We start from the raw sequence: 20,186 nt of genomic DNA, 5'->3' as shown, positions 1-20,186 counted from the left end.
CAAGACAAAACTGCGACCAAGTCATTTTTATCCAATGCCCCCTTCCCCACCCTCTCGAAGCGTCAAGCCTCGCGACAACGGGACGCAGGACGAAGGTCCCGAATTTCCGGGCTTTTTCACAATGCCCTCATCAATTGCGATCAAAAAAAACAAAAAAACTTCACAAACACCCTTGCGGATTTTCCCCGATCCGCATAGATCACGGCCACCGACGCGGCGGACATGATCCGGTCAGCGGGCGGGCGATTAGCTCAGTTGGTAGAGCGCCTCGTTTACACCGAGGATGTCGGCGGTTCGAGTCCGTCATCGCCCACCATTTCTTCTTCTCTGCATTTTTGAACAGTCAAACAGCGGCTACGCGTGCTCTCTGCGCAGGCGCATACGCATGTGTCCTCCTTCATGCTGTTCAATTTCAAACGCTCCAGCCTTTAGCACCAATTGGCTCAGCTTGGTGTGGCCGTAAGTTCTCGGATCGAATTCGGCCTTCATGTTCGAAAGCTGCTTGCCGAGTGCAGAAAGCGGCACCCACCCGTCCTCGCTGTGGATTTTTGCCAGCACTCGCTTGATGATCGGCGTTGCTGCGCTCGGCGGTTTGTGCGGCGACGTGGGCTTGGAGCCGACGTCCACGGCAGGCTGAACTAGAAGATTTTCGGTATTGATGAATCGCCGACATGCTTGCCTGAAACTTTCCGGCGTCTTCAGCCTACCGAAACCGAACACGTCCAAGCCCTGCTCGCGGATTCTCGACGCGAGTCGGGTGAAGTCACTGTCCGACGAAACGATGCAAAAGCCATCGAAGCGGCCACTGAGAAGCAGGTCCATGGCATCAATGACCAATGTGATGTCCGACGCATTCTTTCCGGCCGTGTGGGCGAACTGCTGCTGTGGAACAATAGCGTGGCGCGTAAGCGCTTCGGACCAGCCTTTCGAACATGGGCTGGTGAAGTCACCATAGATTCGGCGGACGCTCGCCTCGCCGATTCGCGCTATCTCTTCAAACAGTCGGTCGACGATCTTGGAAGACGTATTGTCGGCGTCGATCAGGACAGCCAGGCGCGGCAGACGATTATTGACGGCCAACACTATACGCTCCCTTTGCCTCTGAGCCTCGGCTCAGACTATCAGCCAATCAGCCTATGGTGCATTTAGTGGCGCCTCATGCAAAGCAGAGTTGTTTTTCTCGGTAAACAACTGGTCATCAAACGCGCAATCAGAAAAAAACCCACCGGAGCGATCCGGCGGGCTTTCAACCTGTATATGCCTCAAACCTCACGCAAACGGCTCAGCCGGCCCCTTGGACGGTTCAGTGAACCAGTGGGCACCGGTTGCGCCCATGTAGATGTGATCCTCCAGCCGAATGCCGTAGCGTTCCGGGAAGACGATCATCGGCTCGTTGGAGAAACACATGCCGGGCGCGAGCTGGGTCTGGTTGCCGCGGACGATATACGGTTCCTCATGGATCTCGAGGCCGAGGCCGTGGCCGGCGCGATGCGGCAGGCCGGGAAGCGCATAGTCCGGCCCGAGGCCATGGCTGGCGATCAGGGCGCGGGCAGCATCGTCCAGGCTGCCGCAGGCGGCACCGAGCTTTGCCGCGTCGAACACGGCCTGCTGCGCCGCGCGCTCGATCGCCCAGTTACGGGCAAAATCGGCATCGGGCGTGTCGAGCACATAGGTGCGGGTCAGGTCGGAGTGGTAGCCGTCCAGCCGGCAGCCGGTGTCGACGAGGATGACATCGCCGGACTGGTAGGTCTGCTCGCCGTCGGCGCCATGCGGGAGCGAGGTCGCCACCCCGAATGAGACGATGCAGAAGCTGGAGCCAGAGGCAGCGCCCAATTCGCGGTGCTGCTCATCGATATAGCGAACGACTTCCGAGGCTAGAATGCCCGGGCGAATGAAATCGTGGGCACGGCGATGCACCTCCAGCGTCAGGTTCATCGCGTACTGGATGATAGCGATCTCAGCATCGGACTTGCACAGACGGATATCGCGAATCAATCGACCGCCATCGATCAGCCGGTCTGGGCCAAGGGTCGCGGCCAGCGCGTGGTAGACAAAGAGCGGCAGGGCATCATCGAGGGCGAGCCGTGCGCCCTGCCCGAGCAACCGTGCCACGCATTCAGCGCTGCTTTCGTCTTCCTGCCAGAGAGCGATGTCTCCATCGAGCTTGGCCAGAGTCTCGACCTTGCTCTGCTCGAAGCCCGGCACGATGTAGGTCAGGCCGGTCTCCGTCACCAATGCGCCGACAAGGCGTTCGCTTGCGTGCCAGACCATGCCGGTGAAATAGCGCAGGCTCTCGGTCGAGCCGAGCAGAAGGGCGTCGATGCCAGCTGCCTGCATGGCGGTGCGCAAACGCGCGAGCCGCTGCTGCCGCTCGGCATTGGAGATCGGGGCGGGACGAAAGGAAGACGACATGACAATTCCTTGAGAGAGTATCAGAGACGCGGCATCGACAGGGCACTGCCATAGGCACGCGAGACATATTCCTGGATCTGGTGGACGATCTGCGCCGCATGCGCGCTCGCCAATCCATCGGCGCGCTCGACATCGCCGTCGACGATCGCCCTGATCATGTCTTCGTGCTCGTCGACATACTGACGTGGCAGGCGATCGTCGAAGGTCGAATAGTAGAGACGCAGGATACGCCGTCCCTCGTCGAGCAGGCGGGCGAAGAAGTTCGCGTAGTAGGGATTGCCGGCACGCTCGGCGATGGCGACATGGAACTCGCGATTGGCCTCGATCATGGCAAAGGCATCCTGTGCGGCAACGGCTGCGGTGAATTCGCGCTGGCGCTGGAGAATCATCTGCATGCCGCTGTTGCCGCTCCTTTTGGCCGCACCGCGGGTCGTCACCCGGTACATCAGCGTCAGAGCCTCGAAATAGGTCGGAAGCGTGGAAAAATCGATGACCGCGACAATGGTGCTGCGATTGGGCAGCGTCGTGACAAGTCCTTCGGAGGCCAACCGCAGCAGGGCTTCGCGCACCGGCGTCCTCGACATGCCGAAATGTTCGGCCAGCGTCACCTCGTCCAGCGGACTTCCCGGTGCCCGGGCCATCGACAGAATATCCTGGCGCAATGTGCTGTAAACGATCTGACTGCCGGAGCCGCGGGCCCGGGCACCTTCGACCACATTGCCATCCTTCGTCTCGTCCATCGCCGCCATCCGCTTTCACCCATCTTGCCGGGGGCCAGAGGTCCGCCGGATAAGAATGAAGCTCATCCGGCATCCCGCGAGAAAGTCAAGGTCGGGCCTATCGGAAGCAGACCGGCAGACGTCAGGACGATGGAATATCGAGGGCGTCGCGCAGCCGCCTGTGCGCGCTCTCATCCAGCGAGAATCGCCACATGATGGCAATGGCGGCAAGCTTCGGCAGGATCGGCAGCCAGGCATAAAGGCCGCCGAGGACAGTCAGCGACGTTTCCGTCTGGACCACGTCCTGCTCGCCGACAAACCCCGCAAGATCGAGAAGCGGGAAAACCACACCGGCCGACAGGGCAACCGCCAGCTTGGTGATAAAGCTCCAGGCGGCGAAATAGAGGCCGGACCGCTGTTCGCCGGACACCACCGTGTCATTGTCGATCACATCGGCCTGAATGGCGGGCGGCAAGGTCAGGTCGAAGCCAAGCAACAGACCTGTCGTGACGCAGACCACGGCGAAGAGCGTCACATCTCCTTCGCGCAGGAAACCCGCGCCGGAGAAGATCAGGCAGGCGGCTAGCATGGCGAGACACCAGGCGCGATGCTTGCCGATCCAGCTCGCGCACCAGACGGCAAGCGGAATCCCGGCAATCGCGCTGAGGAAATAGGCAAATAGCAAAGGGCCCTGCAATGCCGGCACGCCAAGCCGCTCACCGACGAAGTAGATGAACAGCGACGCGGGTACGGCATTGGCAAAGCTGTTGAGCAGGAAGGCTGCCGCCAACCTCAAAAACGGACGATTGCCGCTCAGATGTGCAAGGCTTTCGCGTAGCGACAGGCGACGACGCGAGACATCCTGAGGCTCGGGGACCGCAATCACCGTCACCAGGCCGGCCAGCGGCAGGACGATGGCTATGAAGACGGCGATCCAGGCGAGGCCATGGAAGCCGGCAGAGGTTCCCAGACCACCAACGAAAGGCAGCGAAATGGCCAGCAGCGAGCCGATCAGGGTCGCCCCCTCGCGGAATGCCGACAGTCGGACACGCGCCTGATATCCCGTCGCCAGTTCGGCGCCCCAGGCTGTGTACGGCAGAAGCGTCCAGGTGGCGCCGACCGAAAGCGCGGTTCCCCAGAGCCCGAGATAGGCAAGACCCGCATTCTGCGGCGGCCAGAACAGCATGAATGCGGCAAGCGAGGTGAGCGGCAGTGATAGCGCGAAAAAGACGCGACGGCGACCACGGCGATGGGCGAAGCGGTCGGACAGCCAGCCGAAAAACGGATCGGTCACCGCGTCGATCAGGCGGATCGCCAGCAGCGTGGCGCCAATGGCGGCAAGCGGGATACCGAAATTGCCTGCGTAGAACGTCGGAACGACGATATAGAACGGCAGCGCGATGGCGGCGAGCGGCAGGGCCGGCAGGGCATACAGCGCAAATAGGCGGTTGAAGGTCATTGTCTCAGGTGCGGGCGGGCGCATGGTGGTCCTTGTCGGCGCAGTCGCCTGACTGCTGCGTCCAAGGCAATACGCATTCAGCGGTGCGGCGGTTTTCCCACGGGGGCCTCTACGCGTGCATATTCGGCCGCTTGGGCGCGACGCACGGCTTCAGATCACCGATACAAGCTTGAAAACCGGCTTGAGCTGTCGGCGACACGGAAAAAGCAAAAGTCTGGCGGCCTGCCGCAGGCAAAAGAGCGCAAGGCTTGCGGCCAATCCAGCCAACGCGGCGACGAGCAGATAGAGGTCCCAGCCGATCGTCATCAGGCTGCGACCGAGAAATTTCATCACCGCCGTGCTGCGGTCGCCAAAATGAAGGCCGATACGCTGGAGCCGCCGCAGGTCTGACGGGCCTTCGGCCAGCGACAACGCCTGGACTGCGGCACGCGGGCCACCAGCCGTGCCGATTTCACCCAGCACCCGCGCATCATCGACCAGAGCACCTGCCGCCTTGCGGTCAACAACGCGAGCCGCGATCGCACGGGCGCGCGACAGTCCCAACGCTCCCTCATCCACAGCCGAAGCAATTTCCCGACGCAGGCGTTTCGTATCAATGACCTGACCGGCGGTTTTCGCGAGATAGGCCGCGAAGGGGCGGCTCATTTTGCCGGCACGACGGACATTCTTGACGACCGCAAATCCCGCGTCGGCAAGACCGGCCGCCCCCGCCGTTCCGTAGGTTGCAGCCGTGAGGCCAAGACCGATAACGGACAGCGTGAGCAGGACAGGATCATAATCACCGCCGGCGGCCAGCCTGATGCCCTGCACCGAAAAATCGCGAAGATCGCCGAAACCGACAAGATCGCTGGAAACCGAGCCGGCAATCTCCGCGCCGTTGTCGATCGAACCGAAAACAAAACCGTTTGCCACGCCACTGCCGGTGACAAATGCCCGGCGCAAAAGCGTTCCCTCAGCCCGTTCGCCAAGGTCCATGGGCAGATGATGACCTTCGTGGATGGCCAATTGGTAGAGGCTACCGGCATAGGCATAGTCGTCCGCAGCAATGGCAGTCTCGATCTCGTCGCGAACCTGATCCGTTGACGCTAAGGCCAGCCGATACTGCGCAAGGGAGACCGGATCGACAAGGCCGAGCGCGACGCCGCTGCGATATAAGGGCAAGGCCACTTCCCATACGGCAAGTCCGGCAACACACAGAGATACCAGCCGTAACAAGCGCAGAAATCGATAAACGAGCGTCATCATCCCGATCCGGCCGGACCATCCGGCCAGGGCAACGTCTAAGGGCGGTTCACGGTGTTTTTGCGACATGACGGATGATTGGCCGTTGACCCCCGTTCGCCCCTGCTCCACTTGATAGCCGCGACATTCAATCGAGGGAGAGAAACACGATGAGACAACATGCTTTCGGCCGGACGGAGTTCAAGGTCAGCGATATCGGCTTCGGCGCCTGGCAGATCGGTGGTTCCTGGGGCGAAGTCTCCGAGGCGGATGGCCGTGAGGCGCTCAATGCCGCACTTGATGCCGGCATGACCTTTGTCGACACGGCCGACGTCTATGGTGACGGCCGGTCCGAGCGGATCATCGCCGATGTCCTGAAGGCACGCGGAGGCCAGCGGCCGATGGTCGCGTCCAAGGCCGGCCGCCGGCTCAATCCGCATGTCGCCAAGGGCTATACCAAGGCCAATATCGAGGCTTTCATCGATCGCTCGCTGAAGAACCTAGAGGTGGACAGCCTCGACCTCGTGCAGTTGCACTGCCCGCCGACCGAGGTCTACTACCGTCCGGAAATGTTCGAAGGACTGGAAGAGATCCGCAAGGCCGGCAAGATCAAGCATTACGGCGTCAGCGTCGAAAAGGTCGAGGAAGCGTTGAAGGCGATCGAATATCCGGGCGTCGCCAGCGTGCAGATCATTTTCAACATGTTCCGCCAGCGCCCGGCCGGCCTGTTCTTCCAGGAAGCGAAGCGCCGCAATGTCGCGGTGATCGCGCGCGTGCCGCTGGCAAGCGGCCTGCTGTCAGGCAAGATCACGGCGCAGACCCAGTTCGCGGCTGAAGACCATCGCAACTTCAACCGGAACGGCGAGGCATTCGATGTCGGCGAGACCTTTGCCGGCGTGCCGTTCGAAACGGGGCTTGCCGCCGTTGAAGAGATCCGCAAGCTGGTGCCGGCCGGCGGAAGCATGGCGGCCTTCGCACTCCGCTGGATACTGATGCATGAGGCGGTCACGGTCGTCATCCCCGGCGCCCGCAATGGCGAGCAGGCCAAGGCCAATGCGGCTGCATCGGATCTTGGTGCCCTGTCCACAGACGTCATGGCCGCAGCGAAGGACACCTATGACCGGCTGATCGCGCCGCATGTGCACCAGCGCTGGTAGTCATCTCTTGTCGAGATGAAACAAAGAGAGGCCGGGTGAGCGATCACCCGGCCTCGTCTGTTTCAGAAAACCAAGATCCGACGCGGGATCAGTTGGTGCCCTTGAGGTTGACCTGCCAGAACAGGGTTTCGCCGGAGCTGTCGTCCACGCCGTCATTGTCCGTTACGGCAAAGGCATTGCCGGCAGCATCGAAGGTGAAACCTTCCAGCTTGTCGACGACATAGCCGTTGGTGGCGGCCTTCAGATCCGGCAGAAAGTCATGCGCTTCCTGCTTGGCAACGACCGGGAGCTTTTCGCCGAGCTTGGCAGGCTTCAGGTCGGCAATCGCGACCATATAAAGCTTCTTCAGCTTGGCATTGTCACCGACCTGGTTGTCACGTTCAACGATGTAGAGATTGCCGTCATGCGCGGTGATCTCAGACAGGCCGACCCAGCCGGCTTCGGTCTTGTCGAGCGGATAGCTGACTGCGCCCCATTCCTTGGACTTTATGTTGTAGGATACCAGCTTGACGGTGCCCTTCTCGCCGTCCTTCCATTCGCGCTGCACGGCCATCCAGAGCGTCTGGTCGTCGCCTTCGCCAACGGAGGTGATGCCTTCGAGGCCGAAGCGTGTCTGACCGGCGAGGAGCTCGACCGGGAAGCCGATTTCCGACTTGATCTCGCCCTTGGCGTCGACATTGTAGATGCCATGGCCGACCAGCTTGGCCGGATCGCCTTCGGAGGCGAGCCAGAAACCGCCCTTGCCGTCCAGCGTGATGCCTTCGATGTCAAGCTTCTGCGCTGCAGCGCCGCCACGGGTGACTGGGAGCGCTGCGGTGATGACAGCAGGCTTCTGCGTCGCATCGATGGTGAAGATGGTCGGCTGCATGCTGAAGAAGCTGTCGTTAACGGCGTAAAGCTGGCCCGCCTTTTCGGCATCGCCAACCAGGCCGGAAAGAGCACCCCAGCCAATCGGCGCGCCGTCGACGATGTCGGAACGGATCATCGGATAGGCCGGCGTGCCTTCCGCCAGTTCATAAAGCATTACATGCGAGCGCGGACCGCCGTCTTCACCGAGGTCCACTTCGTTGGCGGTGGCAAGCAGGTTGCGACCCGGGATGGCGACAGCCCCTTCCGGCGAGACGCCAGACGGCAGCAGCTGCACCAGCTCCGGTTCGGCGCCGGTGTCCTTGTAGACGCCGACGATGGACGCGCGCTCGGAGAGCACGAAGAAATACTTCTGATCGCCGAAGGTCGCAGCTTCCAGGCCTTCGAGTTCAACACCCTTGGACTTTGCCCGCTTGTCGGGGAAGTGGCCGATCTGGGCGATGGCGAGTTCCAGCGACGGACCTGATTCGTAGGCAACCTTGCCGGTCTTGTCGAAGATGGTGAAACTGCGCGAGCCGCCTTCATAGTCGCCTTCGTTGGCGACGACGAAACGGTTGTCGTCGAGCCATTTCAGGGCGTCGGGTTCGCGAATGACGCCTTCCTTCTTAGCCGTAAACTTCAGGGCGCCATCCGACTTGGTGTCGATGCCCTCGAGGTCGACAGTGCCGGCGGTGAAATGGGTCTTCACTTCACCGTTCTTGCCGTCGACGATGACGATCTCGTTGTTTTCCTGCAGCGTGACGGCGATTTCGCCGAGACCGTTGATCGAGACGAATTCCGGCTCCGGATCGTCGCCGGCCACACCGGCGAGGCCGGTCATGGCAACATGCTTCAACGAAGCGCAATCCACAGTGCCGTCCTTCAGTCCGACGATGACGAGATCACCAGCAGGCATCTGCGGCAGCTTGCCTTCGTTCAGCTCCTCGTCACGCTCGTTTTCGATAGCGATGACGGCAAAGGTCTTGTCCGGCGAGATCGCAACCGAATCCGGCTGGCCGCCGAGATCGCAGGTCGCATCGATCGCCTTGGACGCGATATCGACGACGGCCAGGCGACCAGACGGATTGACTTTGCTCTCGGAAGTGTTGACGGCCACGAGCACCTTGTTGCCAAGAGCCGCAACCGATGTCGGTTCGCCATCCATCAACAGGGCGCCACCGGCCTTCGGAGCCTTGGCGTCGGAGATATCGATAAAACCGATGCCACCGAGCGGGCTGTCGGAATAGATCAGCGTCATGCCATCTTCCGAGGCGGTGACGATCTCGGCCGAGGTGGTCGAGAGCTTGTCCTTGTCGGCCGGCAGGTTGGTGGCGACCGGGAAGGCGGAAATACGGTTGAAGACCTGTTCAGCCGCTGCGGGCAGCGCCACGGATGCGAGAAGAGCCGCCGTCAGGGCGACACGGGAAAGACCAAACGTCATGGGGAAACCTCCTGTTTCCGGAAAAGGGAACAGGAGGCTTTTGCGTCATGCGAATGACAGGGAGATGACAATTGCCATCGCGGCGGACACCAACGCTGAGTTTAGTTCGACCGAGCCTCGCGGCCGGCTTCGCGCAGCATCAGGAAGAGCGAAGCCGAGAGAATCAGCAGTGCTCCGATCCACAGATAACCGCTGGGCGCATAACCGAAGACCAGCCAGCCGGCGAAGACATTCAAAGGCAGCTTCAGGTCATCGAACGGCTGCACATAGGCGGCATCGGCCGCATTGTAGGCAAGCGTGAGCAGATACTGGCCGATCGCGGTCAATAGACCCGCCGCCAATAGCAGCCAGAGCGCCACCCCTTCCGGCATGACGAAACCGGAGGCCATTGCAAGGCCTGCATTGATTGGCGTCAACAGGACCAGGAGCCAGACCGTGATGGTCTCCGGCGCTTCAAACTTCGTCAGGTTCTTCATCAGCAATGACGATCCGCCCCAAAGAAGGGCTGAGAGAACAGGCAGCAGCGCTGAAAGCGAAAAGCTGTCCGACCAGGGCTGGAGAATGATCATCGCACCAAGGAAGCCAGTGAAAGTGGCAAGCCAGCGATCCGTACCGACGGTTTCACCCAGGAACAGACGGGCACCGATAATGATGAAGAAAGGCGACGTCATCACCAACGCGATCGCCTGCCAGATCGGTACCGTGGCAAGGCCCATGACCCAGGCCTGAACACCGAAGGCTGCAAGCAGGACCCGGAACGCGTGGCGTAGCGGATAATCGGTGCGCATCGCCTTGAGCCCGAGACGGAACAGCAGCGGCAGCGAAAGGACAAGGGCAAAGCCATATTGCCAGAAGGCTGTGGATGCGGCCGGGAAGCCCAGCGTCATGGCGAGCCATTGCGTGACAACATTGAGCAGGGCAAAGGCGATGCCCGCCAGTACCATGAAAGCTGCACCGATAAAGGCGCGTGAGCGGAAGAGCGACAAGGAGCTCTGATTCATGTCCATTTTCCTTCTCAAAAGGAGCAACACAAATCAGGACAGATGAGGCGGCGACAGACTCTCCGGGGACCGAGGTCGCGACCGGGGCGTCAAGACGACAAATCGCGTTCATCCGACACGCCGGACAAAGCAGCAATCAAGGACCTCATTCTCTTTCATCCGGACTATACCGTCGGCTCCGGGATCGCACCGGATCTGCTGACCCTGCCCCGGCGACGTTGCCGTCTGAGAAACAGGCGCTCGCGGGCTTGGAGGGATCTCCTTACCGCCGGTGGGGAATTGCACCCCGCCCTGAGAACGAATGCCGGCAAGCCGGCGAAAGCAGAGTTAGGATACCCGTTGCGTTAACGCAAGGCGTCCAAAAAGAAAGCCCGGCACGAGGGCCGGGCTTAAGTCTCTTTGGCCACCGCCGCGAAATGCGGCGTGGCCTGCCGTTCTCCCTTAGGAGTTGACGGCGTCCTTCAGGCCCTTGCCGGCCGTGAACTTCGGAACGTTGCGAGCCGGAATATCGACTTCTGCGCCGGTGGACGGGTTGCGGCCCTTGGAGGCTTCGCGACGCGCTACGGTGAACGCACCGAAACCGGCGAGACGGATGTCACCACCGCTCTTCAGTTCAGCCTGGACCGTTTCAAAAACGGCATCGACGGCAGAGGCCGCATCGGCCTTAGTCAAGCCAGCCTTCTCGGCTACCGCGGATACGAGTTCGTTCTTGTTCATGTTTCCACCCTTTCTGATTGGTATGAAACGACTCAATTGATAAGTCGGGCGGAGAATACGAATGCTTCTGCCCTGCGCAACCCAAAAGCACCCGAACACCCCGGAAAACAAGCCTTTCCGAAGACTTTTCACAAAAAAGGCTGGCAAAACTGCCAGCCTTTTTTGATGTTTTTCGCCTTTATGGCGCAAGCATGGCAGAAATGCCTCAGTGGGCGATCGCCGCGCCGGTTTCATCGACACCTTCGACTGTGCCGATGGCAGGCGTTTCAACGGTGCCATCCCACTCGATCGGGTCCGGAACTCGCAGTAGCGCATGGCGAATAACCTCGCCCATGCGCGACACCGGAACGATCTCAAGATTGTTCTTCACGTTGTCCGGAATGTCCGCCAGATCCTTGGCGTTCTCTTCCGGGATCAGAACCTTCTTGATGCCGCCGCGAAGTGCTGCAAGCAGCTTTTCCTTCAGGCCGCCGATCGGAAGCACGCGACCACGCAGGGTGATTTCACCCGTCATCGCCACATCCTTGTTGACCGGGATGCCGGTCATGATCGAGACGATCGCGGTCGCCATGGCGACGCCGGCCGACGGGCCATCCTTCGGGGTGGCGCCTTCCGGCACGTGCACGTGGATATCCGACTTGTCGAAGCGCGGCGGTTCGATGCCGAAATCGACGGCGCGCGAGCGGACATAGGATGCCGCCGCCGAGATCGATTCCTTCATGACTTCCTTCAGATTGCCGGTCACGGTCATGCGACCCTTGCCCGGCATCATCACGCCTTCGATCGTCAGCAGCTCGCCGCCAACTTCCGTCCAGGCCAGACCCGTGACAACACCGACCTGATCTTCGCCTTCGGCTTCGCCATGGCGATAGCGCGGAACGCCCAGATAGTCGTTGATGTTTTCGCCGGTCACGGCAACAGACGTCACCTTGCCCTTGATGATCTCGGTGACCGCCTTGCGGGCGAGCTTCATCAGTTCGCGTTCGAACGAACGTACGCCGGCTTCGCGGGTGTATTGCTGGATGATCGCCATGATCGCGCTGTCTGCGACGGAAAACTCTTCCGGACGCAGGGCGTGTTCCTTGATCGCCTTCGGCAGAAGGTGACGCTTGGCAATTTCCAGCTTTTCATCCTCGGTGTAACCGGCGATCCGGATGATCTCCATGCGGTCCATCAGAGGGCCCGGAATATTCAGCGTATTCGCGGTCGTGACGAACATCACGCTGGACAGGTCGTATTCGACCTCCAGATAGTGGTCCATGAAGGTCGCGTTCTGTTCCGGGTCCAGCACCTCGAGCAGAGCCGAGGACGGGTCGCCACGGAAATCCATGCCCATCTTGTCGATCTCGTCGAGCAGGAAGAGCGGGTTGGATTTCTTCGCCTTCTTCATCGACTGCACGATCTTGCCCGGCATCGAACCGATATAGGTTCGACGGTGACCGCGGATTTCCGCTTCGTCACGAACGCCGCCGAGCGCCATGCGCACATATTCGCGTCCGGTCGCCTTGGCGATCGACTTGGCGAGCGACGTCTTGCCGACGCCCGGAGGTCCGACGAGGCACAGGATCGGGCCCTTGAGCTTGGTCGCGCGGGCCTGCACTGCGAGATACTCGACGATGCGCTCCTTGACCTTGTCGAGACCGAAATGGTCTTCGTCGAGGATCTTCTCCGCGAGATTGAGATCGACCTTGACCTTGGACTTCTTGCTCCAAGGCAGCCCAAGCAACCAGTCGAGATAGTTGCGGACAACGGTCGCTTCCGCCGACATCGGGCTCATGTGGCGCAGCTTCTTCAGCTCCGCATCGGCCTTTTCCTTGGCTTCCTTGGACAGCTTGGTCTTGGCGATGCGCTCTTCCAGTTCGGCCATCTCGTCACGGCCGTCCTCGCCGTCGCCGAGCTCCTTCTGGATCGCCTTCATCTGTTCGTTCAGGTAATATTCGCGCTGGGTCTTCTCCATCTGGCGCTTGACGCGCGAGCGGATGCGCTTCTCGACCTGGAGGACCGAGATCTCGCCTTCCATGAAGCCGAGCGCCTTCTCAAGACGCGTCTTTACGCTCACCGTCTCCAGCATTTCCTGCTTTTCGGTGATCTTGATCGACAGATGCGAGGCGACAGTGTCGGCCAGCTTCGAGTAGTCCTCGATCTGGCTGGCGGCACCGACGACTTCCGGCGAAATCTTCTTGTTCAGCTTGACGTAGTTCTCGAACTCGGAAACCACCGAGCGCGACAGCGCCTCGATCTCTACGGCATCTTCTTCCGGTTCAGCCAGAATGTGGGCCGTTGCCTCATAGTAGTCTTCGCGACCGGTATAGGTCTCGATCTTGGCACGGGCGCGCCCCTCGATCAGCACCTTCACGGTACCGTCAGGCAGCTTCAGCAGTTGCAGGACGTTGGCGACCGTGCCGACCTCGTAAATCGCCGAGGGGGCCGGATCGTCATCACTGGCATTGATCTGTGTGGCCAACATGATCTGCTTGTCGGAGCCCATCACCTCTTCAAGAGCGCGGATGGATTTTTCGCGACCGACGAACAACGGAACGATCATATGCGGGAAGACCACGATGTCGCGCAGGGGCAGTACCGGATAGGTATTGCTCTCGTGTGCAGCAGACGTTTTCGACATTTCACTTCCTTTCCGAGATCCCGGTTTTACCCGGGACTAGATGTCCGTCCCCGAAGGCGACGGGCATATTTCTTGCTCCCCCAACAAGTGGAGTGGCGGTGTGCGTAATTCAAGCCTGACCAGCATGGCGGTCGCGAATCTGTGACGACAGCATGACAGAGTACGTCGAACTTTTACACTAGTCCCTTAGGCTGGTCCGAACCATGCGTACCTGTCTGAATGCACTGTGGATTGCGCTGAAAAGGGCAAGGCTCAATGCGCAGGCTGCGGACGACAGAGCCGCCATCCTTCCGCGCCACCCCCTGCCCCATCGATTGCCGGCGATATCGGTAGTGAGACCGAGCGGATCGGCATGCGGATGGCGCGGCCATGAACGAAAAAGCCCGCCAGAACGGCGGGCAATCTCAATCTCGTCGGCGCCGTCTATCGGAGCCGAAAGCTCACGCCGAAGCGTTGGCCTTTTCTTCCTGACGATCCGCGTAGATATACAGCGGACGGGACGAACCCTTGACCACATCGTCGGAGATGACGACTTCGCGAACGCCTTCCAGTTCCGGCAGTTCGAACATGGTATCCAGCAGGATCTTCTCCATGATCGAACGCAGGCCGCGCGCACCGGTCTTGCGGGTGATCGCCTTCAGCGCAATCTCGCGCAGGGCGTCCTCATGGAATGTCAGCTCCACATCTTCCATCTCGAACAGGCGCTGATACTGCTTGACCAGAGCGTTCTTCGGCTCGGACAGGATCTGGATCAGGGCATCGGCATCCAGATCTTCAAGCGTCGCCAGGACCGGCAGACGACCGATGAATTCCGGGATGAGGCCGAACTTGACCAGATCTTCCGGTTCCAGTTCGCGCAGAACTTCGCCGACGCGGCGATCTTCCGGCGAGGTCACTGTCGCGCCGAAGCCGATCGAGGTCTTTTCGCCGCGGGCCGAGATGATCTTGTCGAGACCGGCGAATGCACCGCCGCAGATGAACAGGATGTTCGTCGTGTCGACCTGGAGGAATTCCTGCTGCGGATGCTTGCGGCCACCCTGCGGCGGAACGGAAGCAACCGTGCCTTCCATGATCTTCAGAAGCGCCTGCTGTACGCCCTCGCCCGACACGTCGCGGGTGATCGAAGGGTTGTCAGACTTGCGGGAGATCTTGTCGACTTCGTCGATATAGACGATGCCGCGCTGGGCGCGCTCGACGTTGTAATCCGCAGCCTGGAGAAGCTTCAGGATGATGTTCTCGACGTCCTCACCGACGTAACCGGCTTCGGTCAGGGTCGTGGCGTCTGCCATGGTGAACGGCACGTCGATGATGCGGGCCAGCGTCTGGGCGAGATAGGTCTTGCCGCAGCCGGTCGGGCCGACAAGCAGGATGTTGGACTTCGCCAGCTCCACGTCACCGCCCTTGGAGGCATGCGACAGGCGCTTGTAATGGTTGTGGACCGCGACCGACAGGATCTTCTTGGCCTGCTTCTGGCCGATCACGTATTCGTCGAGGATCTTGATGATGTCCTGCGGCGTGGGGACGCCCTCGCGGGACTTGACCATCGAAGACTTGTTCTCTTCGCGGATGATATCCATGCAGAGTTCGACGCATTCATCGCAGATGAACACCGTCGGTCCGGCAATCAGCTTCCGGACCTCGTGCTGGCTCTTGCCGCAGAAGGAACAATAAAGGGTATTCTTGGAGTCACCGCCGTTGCTTCCGCTGACTTTGCTCATGTCTTTATCCTTCCAGCACGCCGCGCCACCGCGTTGTTGCGGCAGGGCGATCACTCAACCGTCCGGTTCCGACCGCATGTACCGGCCGAAACCCTTTCCGATCAGGAGCTACTAGCCGATCCGAAATAGACCCGGAACGGCGGCAACGAAAACCCCTTAACGCGGCAGACTATGTCATAAAAATTCAACATAGCCTTAATTCTACTAATAGCGCTTTCGCGACGACTTTAAACCCCTTGGCTGTTCACATCCTCCGGCACCCGTGGCGCCGAAGGATAAGCCGAGTGTCATCAGGCCGACGGAGCCGCGCCTTCAATTTCCACACGCGAGGTCAGGATGCGGTCGATCAGACCCCATTCCTGCGCTTCGCTTGCTTCCATGAAATGGTCACGATCCAGCGTGTTTTCCACTTCTTCAAGCGTGCGACCGGTGTGCTTCACGTAAACTTCATTCAGGCGACGCTTCATCTTAATGATGTCACGAGCATGACGTTCGATGTCGGATGCCTGGCCCTGGAAGCCGCCCGAAGGCTGGTGAACCATGATGCGGGCGTTCGGGGTCGCAAAGCGCATGCCCTTTTCGCCGGCCGCCAGAAGCAGCGAGCCCATCGACGCGGCCTGGCCGACGCACAGCGTCGAAACCGCCGGACGGATGAACTGCATCGTGTCGTAGATCGCCATGCCGGCGGTGACGACGCCACCCGGCGAATTGATGTAGATGGCGATTTCCTTCTTGGGGTTTTCGGCTTCAAGGAAAAGCAGCTGCGCGCAAACCAGCGATGCCATGTTGTCCTCGACCGGACCGGTCAAAAAGATGATCCGCTCCTTCAGCAGTCGGGAGAAGATATCGTAGGAGCGCTCGCCGCGATTGGTCTGCTCCACGACCATCGGCACCAGAGCCAGGGCGGTATCAACGGGATTTCTCATGTCGGTCCTTTATCAGCTTCTCCCCGACACCGGTCGGCGAAGGGAATCACATAAAATCTGTCAACCCCTACATAGAGTGTCCGCACCCTGACATTCAAGACGCGAGAGAGGGATATCCTTAATGGTGCCATGCAGACCACGGCCATTCGACTAGCGGGTTTCTCAGGCTTTGGCCAACGGCAAGGCACAGCATATTCGACGCTTCACAAGAAAGGCCTAACATGGTGAATCTTCGGTAATTCTCGGTTTGACGCAAATCAGCGACGCAGCCCCAAGTCAGCGGCCTTTCGTAGCGACTGCTTAACCCCTGTGGATCATTTTAGCGTCGATACTGCTTCGACTAATTTTAGGATTGTTCGTCGTGCTCGATGTGAAGACGGCGTTTCTGCTCCGGATCACCCAGACCGGGACGTTTTCGATTCTCCTGTTAGCGATCTGGCTCCACGCCCCAAACCAGAGGCACTATCTGTGGTTTGGCCTGGGCTTTGCCGGTCACGCGCTTGGCCTCGGTCTCATTGCAACCCGCAACGAGATTCCGGATTTCATCTCGATTCAGGTTGCCAATTTCATTTCGCTCTCTTCCTTCAGCTTCTGGGTCGTCGGCCTTGCGAGATTCGACGGACGACAGCCGCCACGGCTGTTCCTGCTGCCGGCATTGCTATGGACGGCCGCCAACCTTCTGCCCTTTGTTCGCGCCGAGTTTGCCTACCGCTTCGCCACCTACGAAATCGCCACCAGCGTCGGCTTTGTCATCATGGCGTTCACGGTCGGCAAATCGGCCTTCAGCACCATTCGCTATCGCCAGATGCTCGCGACGGTCTGGATCCTGCAGGCCATCAGCGGGATCGTGTTTGCCGGGCTGGTCATCATGCTGATGCCAGGCGGCTTCCCTGAGCTGACGATCAAAGCCCATATCGGCCTGGTGGCAATTGTCGGCTTCGTGACGGCTGTCGTCATCCTGGCCAAGATGCTGATGGATCAGTCCGAGGCAAGATTGCGCGAACTGGCCTGCACGGACCCGCTCACCGGCGCGCTCAATCGACGCGGATTGAGCGATGCTTTCGAGGACATGATGCGCGCGGGCGAAAAACCGGCCATCGCGCTGCTGCTGTTCGATCTCGATCATTTCAAGCAGGTCAACGACCGATATGGTCATCAAACCGGCGATCTGGTGCTGTGCGAGTTTGCGCGCCTGTGCAAATCACTCCTGCCGCAAGGCACTGCCTTCGGGCGGACAGGTGGCGAGGAATTCGCCGCCGTACTTACCGTCGCCGAGGCGCGGGATGCGGCACTCATCGCCGAAACGGCCCGTCTGGCCATGGCCGAACGGAAAATTCCCGCCGGGGCCGTTGCGACATCCGTGACCGTGAGCATCGGGATTGCCGTGGCGACGATGGCGGAAGCCACCCTGGACCAATTGATTAAAAACGCCGACAAAGCACTCTACAGGGCGAAAGCTCAGGGCCGCAACCGGACTGCGGTGACGAACGGCAAGCGCGTCGTGACCATGCCCCTGAACCGCACGGATCCACTCGACGACCAGGCCGACCGTCAGGTCGCGATCCTCAAGCGCCTTGCTTCCGCGGCTGGCTCGGATAAGTCCTAGTTCATACGCATCCGTTCTCCTTGCCCCACTCTCAGCTCAGTTAAACAGGCCCAATGACCGACCTTCCCTTCCTTTCGATAGATCCCGCAACCCGTCGTGTGTCCCTCGATGCCCGCGATCCAGCGTTCTACGGCGATCCGAACACCACATATGCAGCCCTGCATGCCGCCTGTCCGACGTTTTACTGGGAAGAGCAGAAGGCGTGGTTCTTCACAGGCTATGACCACGTGAACGCCCTGCTGCGCGACCGTCGCTTCGGCCGACAGATCCTACACGTTGCGACGCGCGAAGAACTCGGCATGCCGGAACCCGCGGCGCATACCCGACATTTCGACAAGGCCGAAGAGCATTCGCTGCTCGAGATCGAACCGCCCGAGCACACCCGGCTGCGAACCCTGGTCAATCGCGCCTTCGTCTCGCGCCATGTCGAGAAGATGACGCCGGAAATCGCCGAGCTTGCCAATGGCCTGATCGATCGCTTCGAAAATGACGGCAAGACGGAGTTGCTGACGACATTTGCCGACATCATTCCGGTGACGATGATCGCCCGGATGATCGGCATTCCCGAGGAGATGGGGCCGCAACTGCTCAAGTGGAGCCACGACTATGTCGGCATGTACATGTTCAAGCGCACGCGCGCCGACGAAGATGCCGCCGACCGTTCATCAAAGGCGTTTGCCGACTACGTGCGCAGCGTCATCGCCGAGCGACGCGCCCATCCACGCGACGACCTGCTGAGCCACATGATCCACACGGAGCATAAAGGCCAGTATCTGAGCGAGGACGAATTGGTCTCGACCACGATCGTTCTGCTGAATGCCGGGCATGAAGCGACGGTACACCAGATCGGCAATTCGGTGCGGCTGATCCTCGAGAGCGGGCTGGACCCGGCGCAACTGTTTTCGGACGCCAAGGCGACGGAACGCACCGTCGAGGAAACGTTGCGGATCGGCGCGCCGGTGCATATCTTCCAGCGTTACTGTCTGGAGCCCTGCGAGATAGACGGCGTCGCACTCAAGCGCGGCGACAAGGTCAGCCTGCTGTTGGCGGCGGCCAACCTCGATCCGAACAAGTTCAGCGATCCCCTCACCTTCAAGCCGATGCGCGACGAAGGCGCCAACCTGTCCTTCGGCGCCGGCATCCATTTCTGCATCGGCGCGCCGCTGGCGCGGCTTGAACTGAACATCGTGCTGCCGCTGCTCTTCAAGCGGCTGCCGGGCCTGAAGATTGCCGCCCCGCCCGTGGTCAAGGATGTCTACCACTTCCACGGCCTGGAGAAGCTCGAACTTACGTGGTGATATCGGCGGGCGCTGGCGTGTAGCGTGCCATCAAGGTCTCGATGGCCCGCTGCATCGCGAGGCGCAGCTCCGGCGGGTCGATGACCTCGACCTCCGGCCCCAGCTTCAGCATCTCGGATACGGCCATGCGCTCGTGCGCGACGGGCAATCGGGCGATCCGCCAGCCGCGCTCGTCGGTGTCTGCGGACAGCTGGAGATTGGCACGGACGTATGGTGGCGCCATGTGTTCGATCTCCTTCAGAGCCCAGGGGGAAAGCCGGACGGTTGCCCAGTTCGGATAAAGCTCCAGTTCCAACCGTTTCGTGCTCTCGCCCCAATAGGTCGCCAGATCGAAGTCCTTCGGCCAGTCGAAGCGCTCGTCGGTGACGATGAGGTCGAGCACGCGGGATATGCGATAGGTGCGGACGCTCCCATCGACGCCTGCGACGAGGTACCAGGCGCCGCCCTTCATGACGATGCCGAGCGGCTCGGCGACCCGGTTCTTCTCGGCCTTCCACGAACGGTAGCGCATGCGGATGCGTTTGGAATTCCAGACCGCATCGGCAACGGCCTGGAGGTAGACGGGCTGCTCTCCCTCGGCGAGCCAGGCGGGCGCATCGAGATGGAACTTCGACTGCATGCGCCGGGCGCTTTCACGCAAATCTTCGGGCAAGGCGGCCGTCAATTTCTTCTGGGCGCCCGCCATCAGCGAACCCAGGCCGAGATCGGCAGCGGCACCGGGGATGCCGGAGAGGAACATGGCCTCCGCCTCGGCAGAGGTCAGACCATTGAGGCGGACGCGGTATCCGTCGAGCAGTCTGTAGCCGCCCTCGGAGCCGCGTTCGCTGTAGACAGGGATACCAGAGAGCGAGAGGGCATCGATGTCACGATAGATGGTACGCACAGAGACGTCGTTTTCCTCGGCGAGTGCCTCAGCTGTTACCAGCCCCCTCGCCTGCAGGGTCGTCAGAATGTTGATCAGTCGGCTGGCACGCATCGAAAAAACCTCGTCTCGATGAATATACTAAACCAACCTGACACAATCTGACAGGTATGGTGGCGC

At 60.5% G+C, this 20,186-nt stretch carries 15 protein-coding genes, 1 tRNA gene and 1 riboswitch; of the genes, 4 read left to right on the top strand and 12 right to left on the bottom strand.

Going from position 1 to position 20,186, the window contains the following annotated elements; translation table 11 throughout:
• The first annotated feature begins 240 nt into the window (after positions 1 to 240).
• Positions 241 to 316, top strand: a tRNA-Val gene (locus tag IM739_RS10250).
• Positions 317 to 354: 38 nt separating this feature from the next.
• Here the strand turns inward: IM739_RS10250 and IM739_RS10245 are convergent.
• The 5 genes from IM739_RS10245 to IM739_RS10225 form a co-directional block, all read right to left on the bottom strand.
• Positions 355 to 1,080 carry an NYN domain-containing protein gene (locus IM739_RS10245; RefSeq protein ID WP_237367709.1) on the bottom strand — a complete coding sequence of 242 codons (726 nt, stop codon included), beginning with the start codon at positions 1,078 to 1,080 and terminating at the stop codon, positions 355 to 357.
• 189 nt (positions 1,081 to 1,269) lie between these two features.
• Positions 1,270 to 2,412 carry a M24 family metallopeptidase gene (locus tag IM739_RS10240; RefSeq protein ID WP_237367708.1) on the bottom strand — a complete coding sequence of 381 codons (1,143 nt, stop codon included), beginning with the start codon at positions 2,410 to 2,412 and terminating at the stop codon, positions 1,270 to 1,272.
• Positions 2,413 to 2,432: 20 nt separating this feature from the next.
• On the bottom strand, positions 2,433 to 3,152 hold the full coding sequence (locus IM739_RS10235) for a GntR family transcriptional regulator (RefSeq protein WP_237367707.1): 720 nt from the start codon (positions 3,150 to 3,152) through the stop codon (positions 2,433 to 2,435).
• Between the two features lie 121 nt (positions 3,153 to 3,273).
• On the bottom strand, positions 3,274 to 4,590 hold the full coding sequence (locus tag IM739_RS10230) for an MFS transporter (protein WP_237367706.1): 1,317 nt from the start codon (positions 4,588 to 4,590) through the stop codon (positions 3,274 to 3,276).
• 150 nt (positions 4,591 to 4,740) lie between these two features.
• Positions 4,741 to 5,751: a hypothetical protein gene (locus tag IM739_RS10225; RefSeq protein ID WP_237367705.1), complete on the bottom strand. Its 1,011-nt coding sequence runs from the start codon at positions 5,749 to 5,751 to the stop codon at positions 4,741 to 4,743.
• 230 nt (positions 5,752 to 5,981) lie between these two features.
• Here IM739_RS10225 and IM739_RS10220 point away from each other — a divergent pair, with 230 nt between their 5' ends.
• A complete protein-coding gene (locus IM739_RS10220) occupies positions 5,982 to 6,968 on the top strand; it encodes an aldo/keto reductase (RefSeq protein ID WP_237367704.1) in 987 nt (328 codons plus the stop codon).
• Between the two features lie 88 nt (positions 6,969 to 7,056).
• Here IM739_RS10220 and IM739_RS10215 read toward each other — a convergent pair whose 3' ends face one another.
• The 6 genes from IM739_RS10215 to clpP all read right to left on the bottom strand — a co-directional run bounded on the left by IM739_RS10215 (position 7,057) and on the right by clpP (position 16,240).
• Complete coding sequence (locus IM739_RS10215; protein WP_237367703.1) at positions 7,057 to 9,255, bottom strand: esterase-like activity of phytase family protein; 2,199 nt, start codon at positions 9,253 to 9,255, stop codon at positions 7,057 to 7,059.
• A 101-nt stretch (positions 9,256 to 9,356) separates the two neighbouring features.
• Positions 9,357 to 10,256: a DMT family transporter gene (locus IM739_RS10210; RefSeq protein ID WP_237367702.1), complete on the bottom strand. Its 900-nt coding sequence runs from the start codon at positions 10,254 to 10,256 to the stop codon at positions 9,357 to 9,359.
• Between the two features lie 143 nt (positions 10,257 to 10,399).
• A riboswitch (FMN riboswitch) is annotated at positions 10,400 to 10,559 on the bottom strand.
• A 138-nt stretch (positions 10,560 to 10,697) separates the two neighbouring features.
• Positions 10,698 to 10,973: a DNA-binding protein HupB gene (hupB, locus tag IM739_RS10205; protein WP_007606160.1), complete on the bottom strand. Its 276-nt coding sequence runs from the start codon at positions 10,971 to 10,973 to the stop codon at positions 10,698 to 10,700.
• Between the two features lie 205 nt (positions 10,974 to 11,178).
• On the bottom strand, positions 11,179 to 13,596 hold the full coding sequence (gene lon, locus IM739_RS10200; protein WP_237367701.1) for an endopeptidase La: 2,418 nt from the start codon (positions 13,594 to 13,596) through the stop codon (positions 11,179 to 11,181).
• A gap of 440 nt (positions 13,597 to 14,036) precedes the next feature.
• Positions 14,037 to 15,314: an ATP-dependent Clp protease ATP-binding subunit ClpX gene (gene clpX / locus IM739_RS10195; RefSeq protein ID WP_237367700.1), complete on the bottom strand. Its 1,278-nt coding sequence runs from the start codon at positions 15,312 to 15,314 to the stop codon at positions 14,037 to 14,039.
• A 290-nt stretch (positions 15,315 to 15,604) separates the two neighbouring features.
• Positions 15,605 to 16,240, bottom strand: a complete 636-nt coding sequence (gene clpP, locus IM739_RS10190) for an ATP-dependent Clp endopeptidase proteolytic subunit ClpP (RefSeq protein WP_237367699.1) — start codon at positions 16,238 to 16,240, stop codon at positions 15,605 to 15,607.
• Positions 16,241 to 16,601: 361 nt separating this feature from the next.
• Here clpP and IM739_RS10185 point away from each other — a divergent pair, with 361 nt between their 5' ends.
• Both IM739_RS10185 and IM739_RS10180 read left to right on the top strand, forming a co-directional pair.
• Positions 16,602 to 17,846: a GGDEF domain-containing protein gene (locus IM739_RS10185; RefSeq protein ID WP_237367698.1), complete on the top strand. Its 1,245-nt coding sequence runs from the start codon at positions 16,602 to 16,604 to the stop codon at positions 17,844 to 17,846.
• A gap of 53 nt (positions 17,847 to 17,899) precedes the next feature.
• Positions 17,900 to 19,144 (top strand): cytochrome P450, encoded by a 1,245-nt coding sequence (locus tag IM739_RS10180; protein ID WP_237367697.1) that lies wholly within the window; start codon positions 17,900 to 17,902, stop codon positions 19,142 to 19,144.
• Here the strand turns inward: IM739_RS10180 and IM739_RS10175 are convergent.
• Positions 19,134 to 20,120 (bottom strand): helix-turn-helix transcriptional regulator, encoded by a 987-nt coding sequence (locus IM739_RS10175; RefSeq protein WP_237367696.1) that lies wholly within the window; start codon positions 20,118 to 20,120, stop codon positions 19,134 to 19,136. The genes IM739_RS10180 and IM739_RS10175 overlap by 11 nt on opposite strands.
• Between the last annotated feature and the right edge of the window lie 66 nt (positions 20,121 to 20,186).

The organism is Rhizobium sp. SL42 (assembly GCF_021729845.1).
Lineage (GTDB): Bacteria > Pseudomonadota > Alphaproteobacteria > Rhizobiales > Rhizobiaceae > Allorhizobium.
This window is presented reverse-complemented; position numbering and strand designations above follow the sequence as displayed.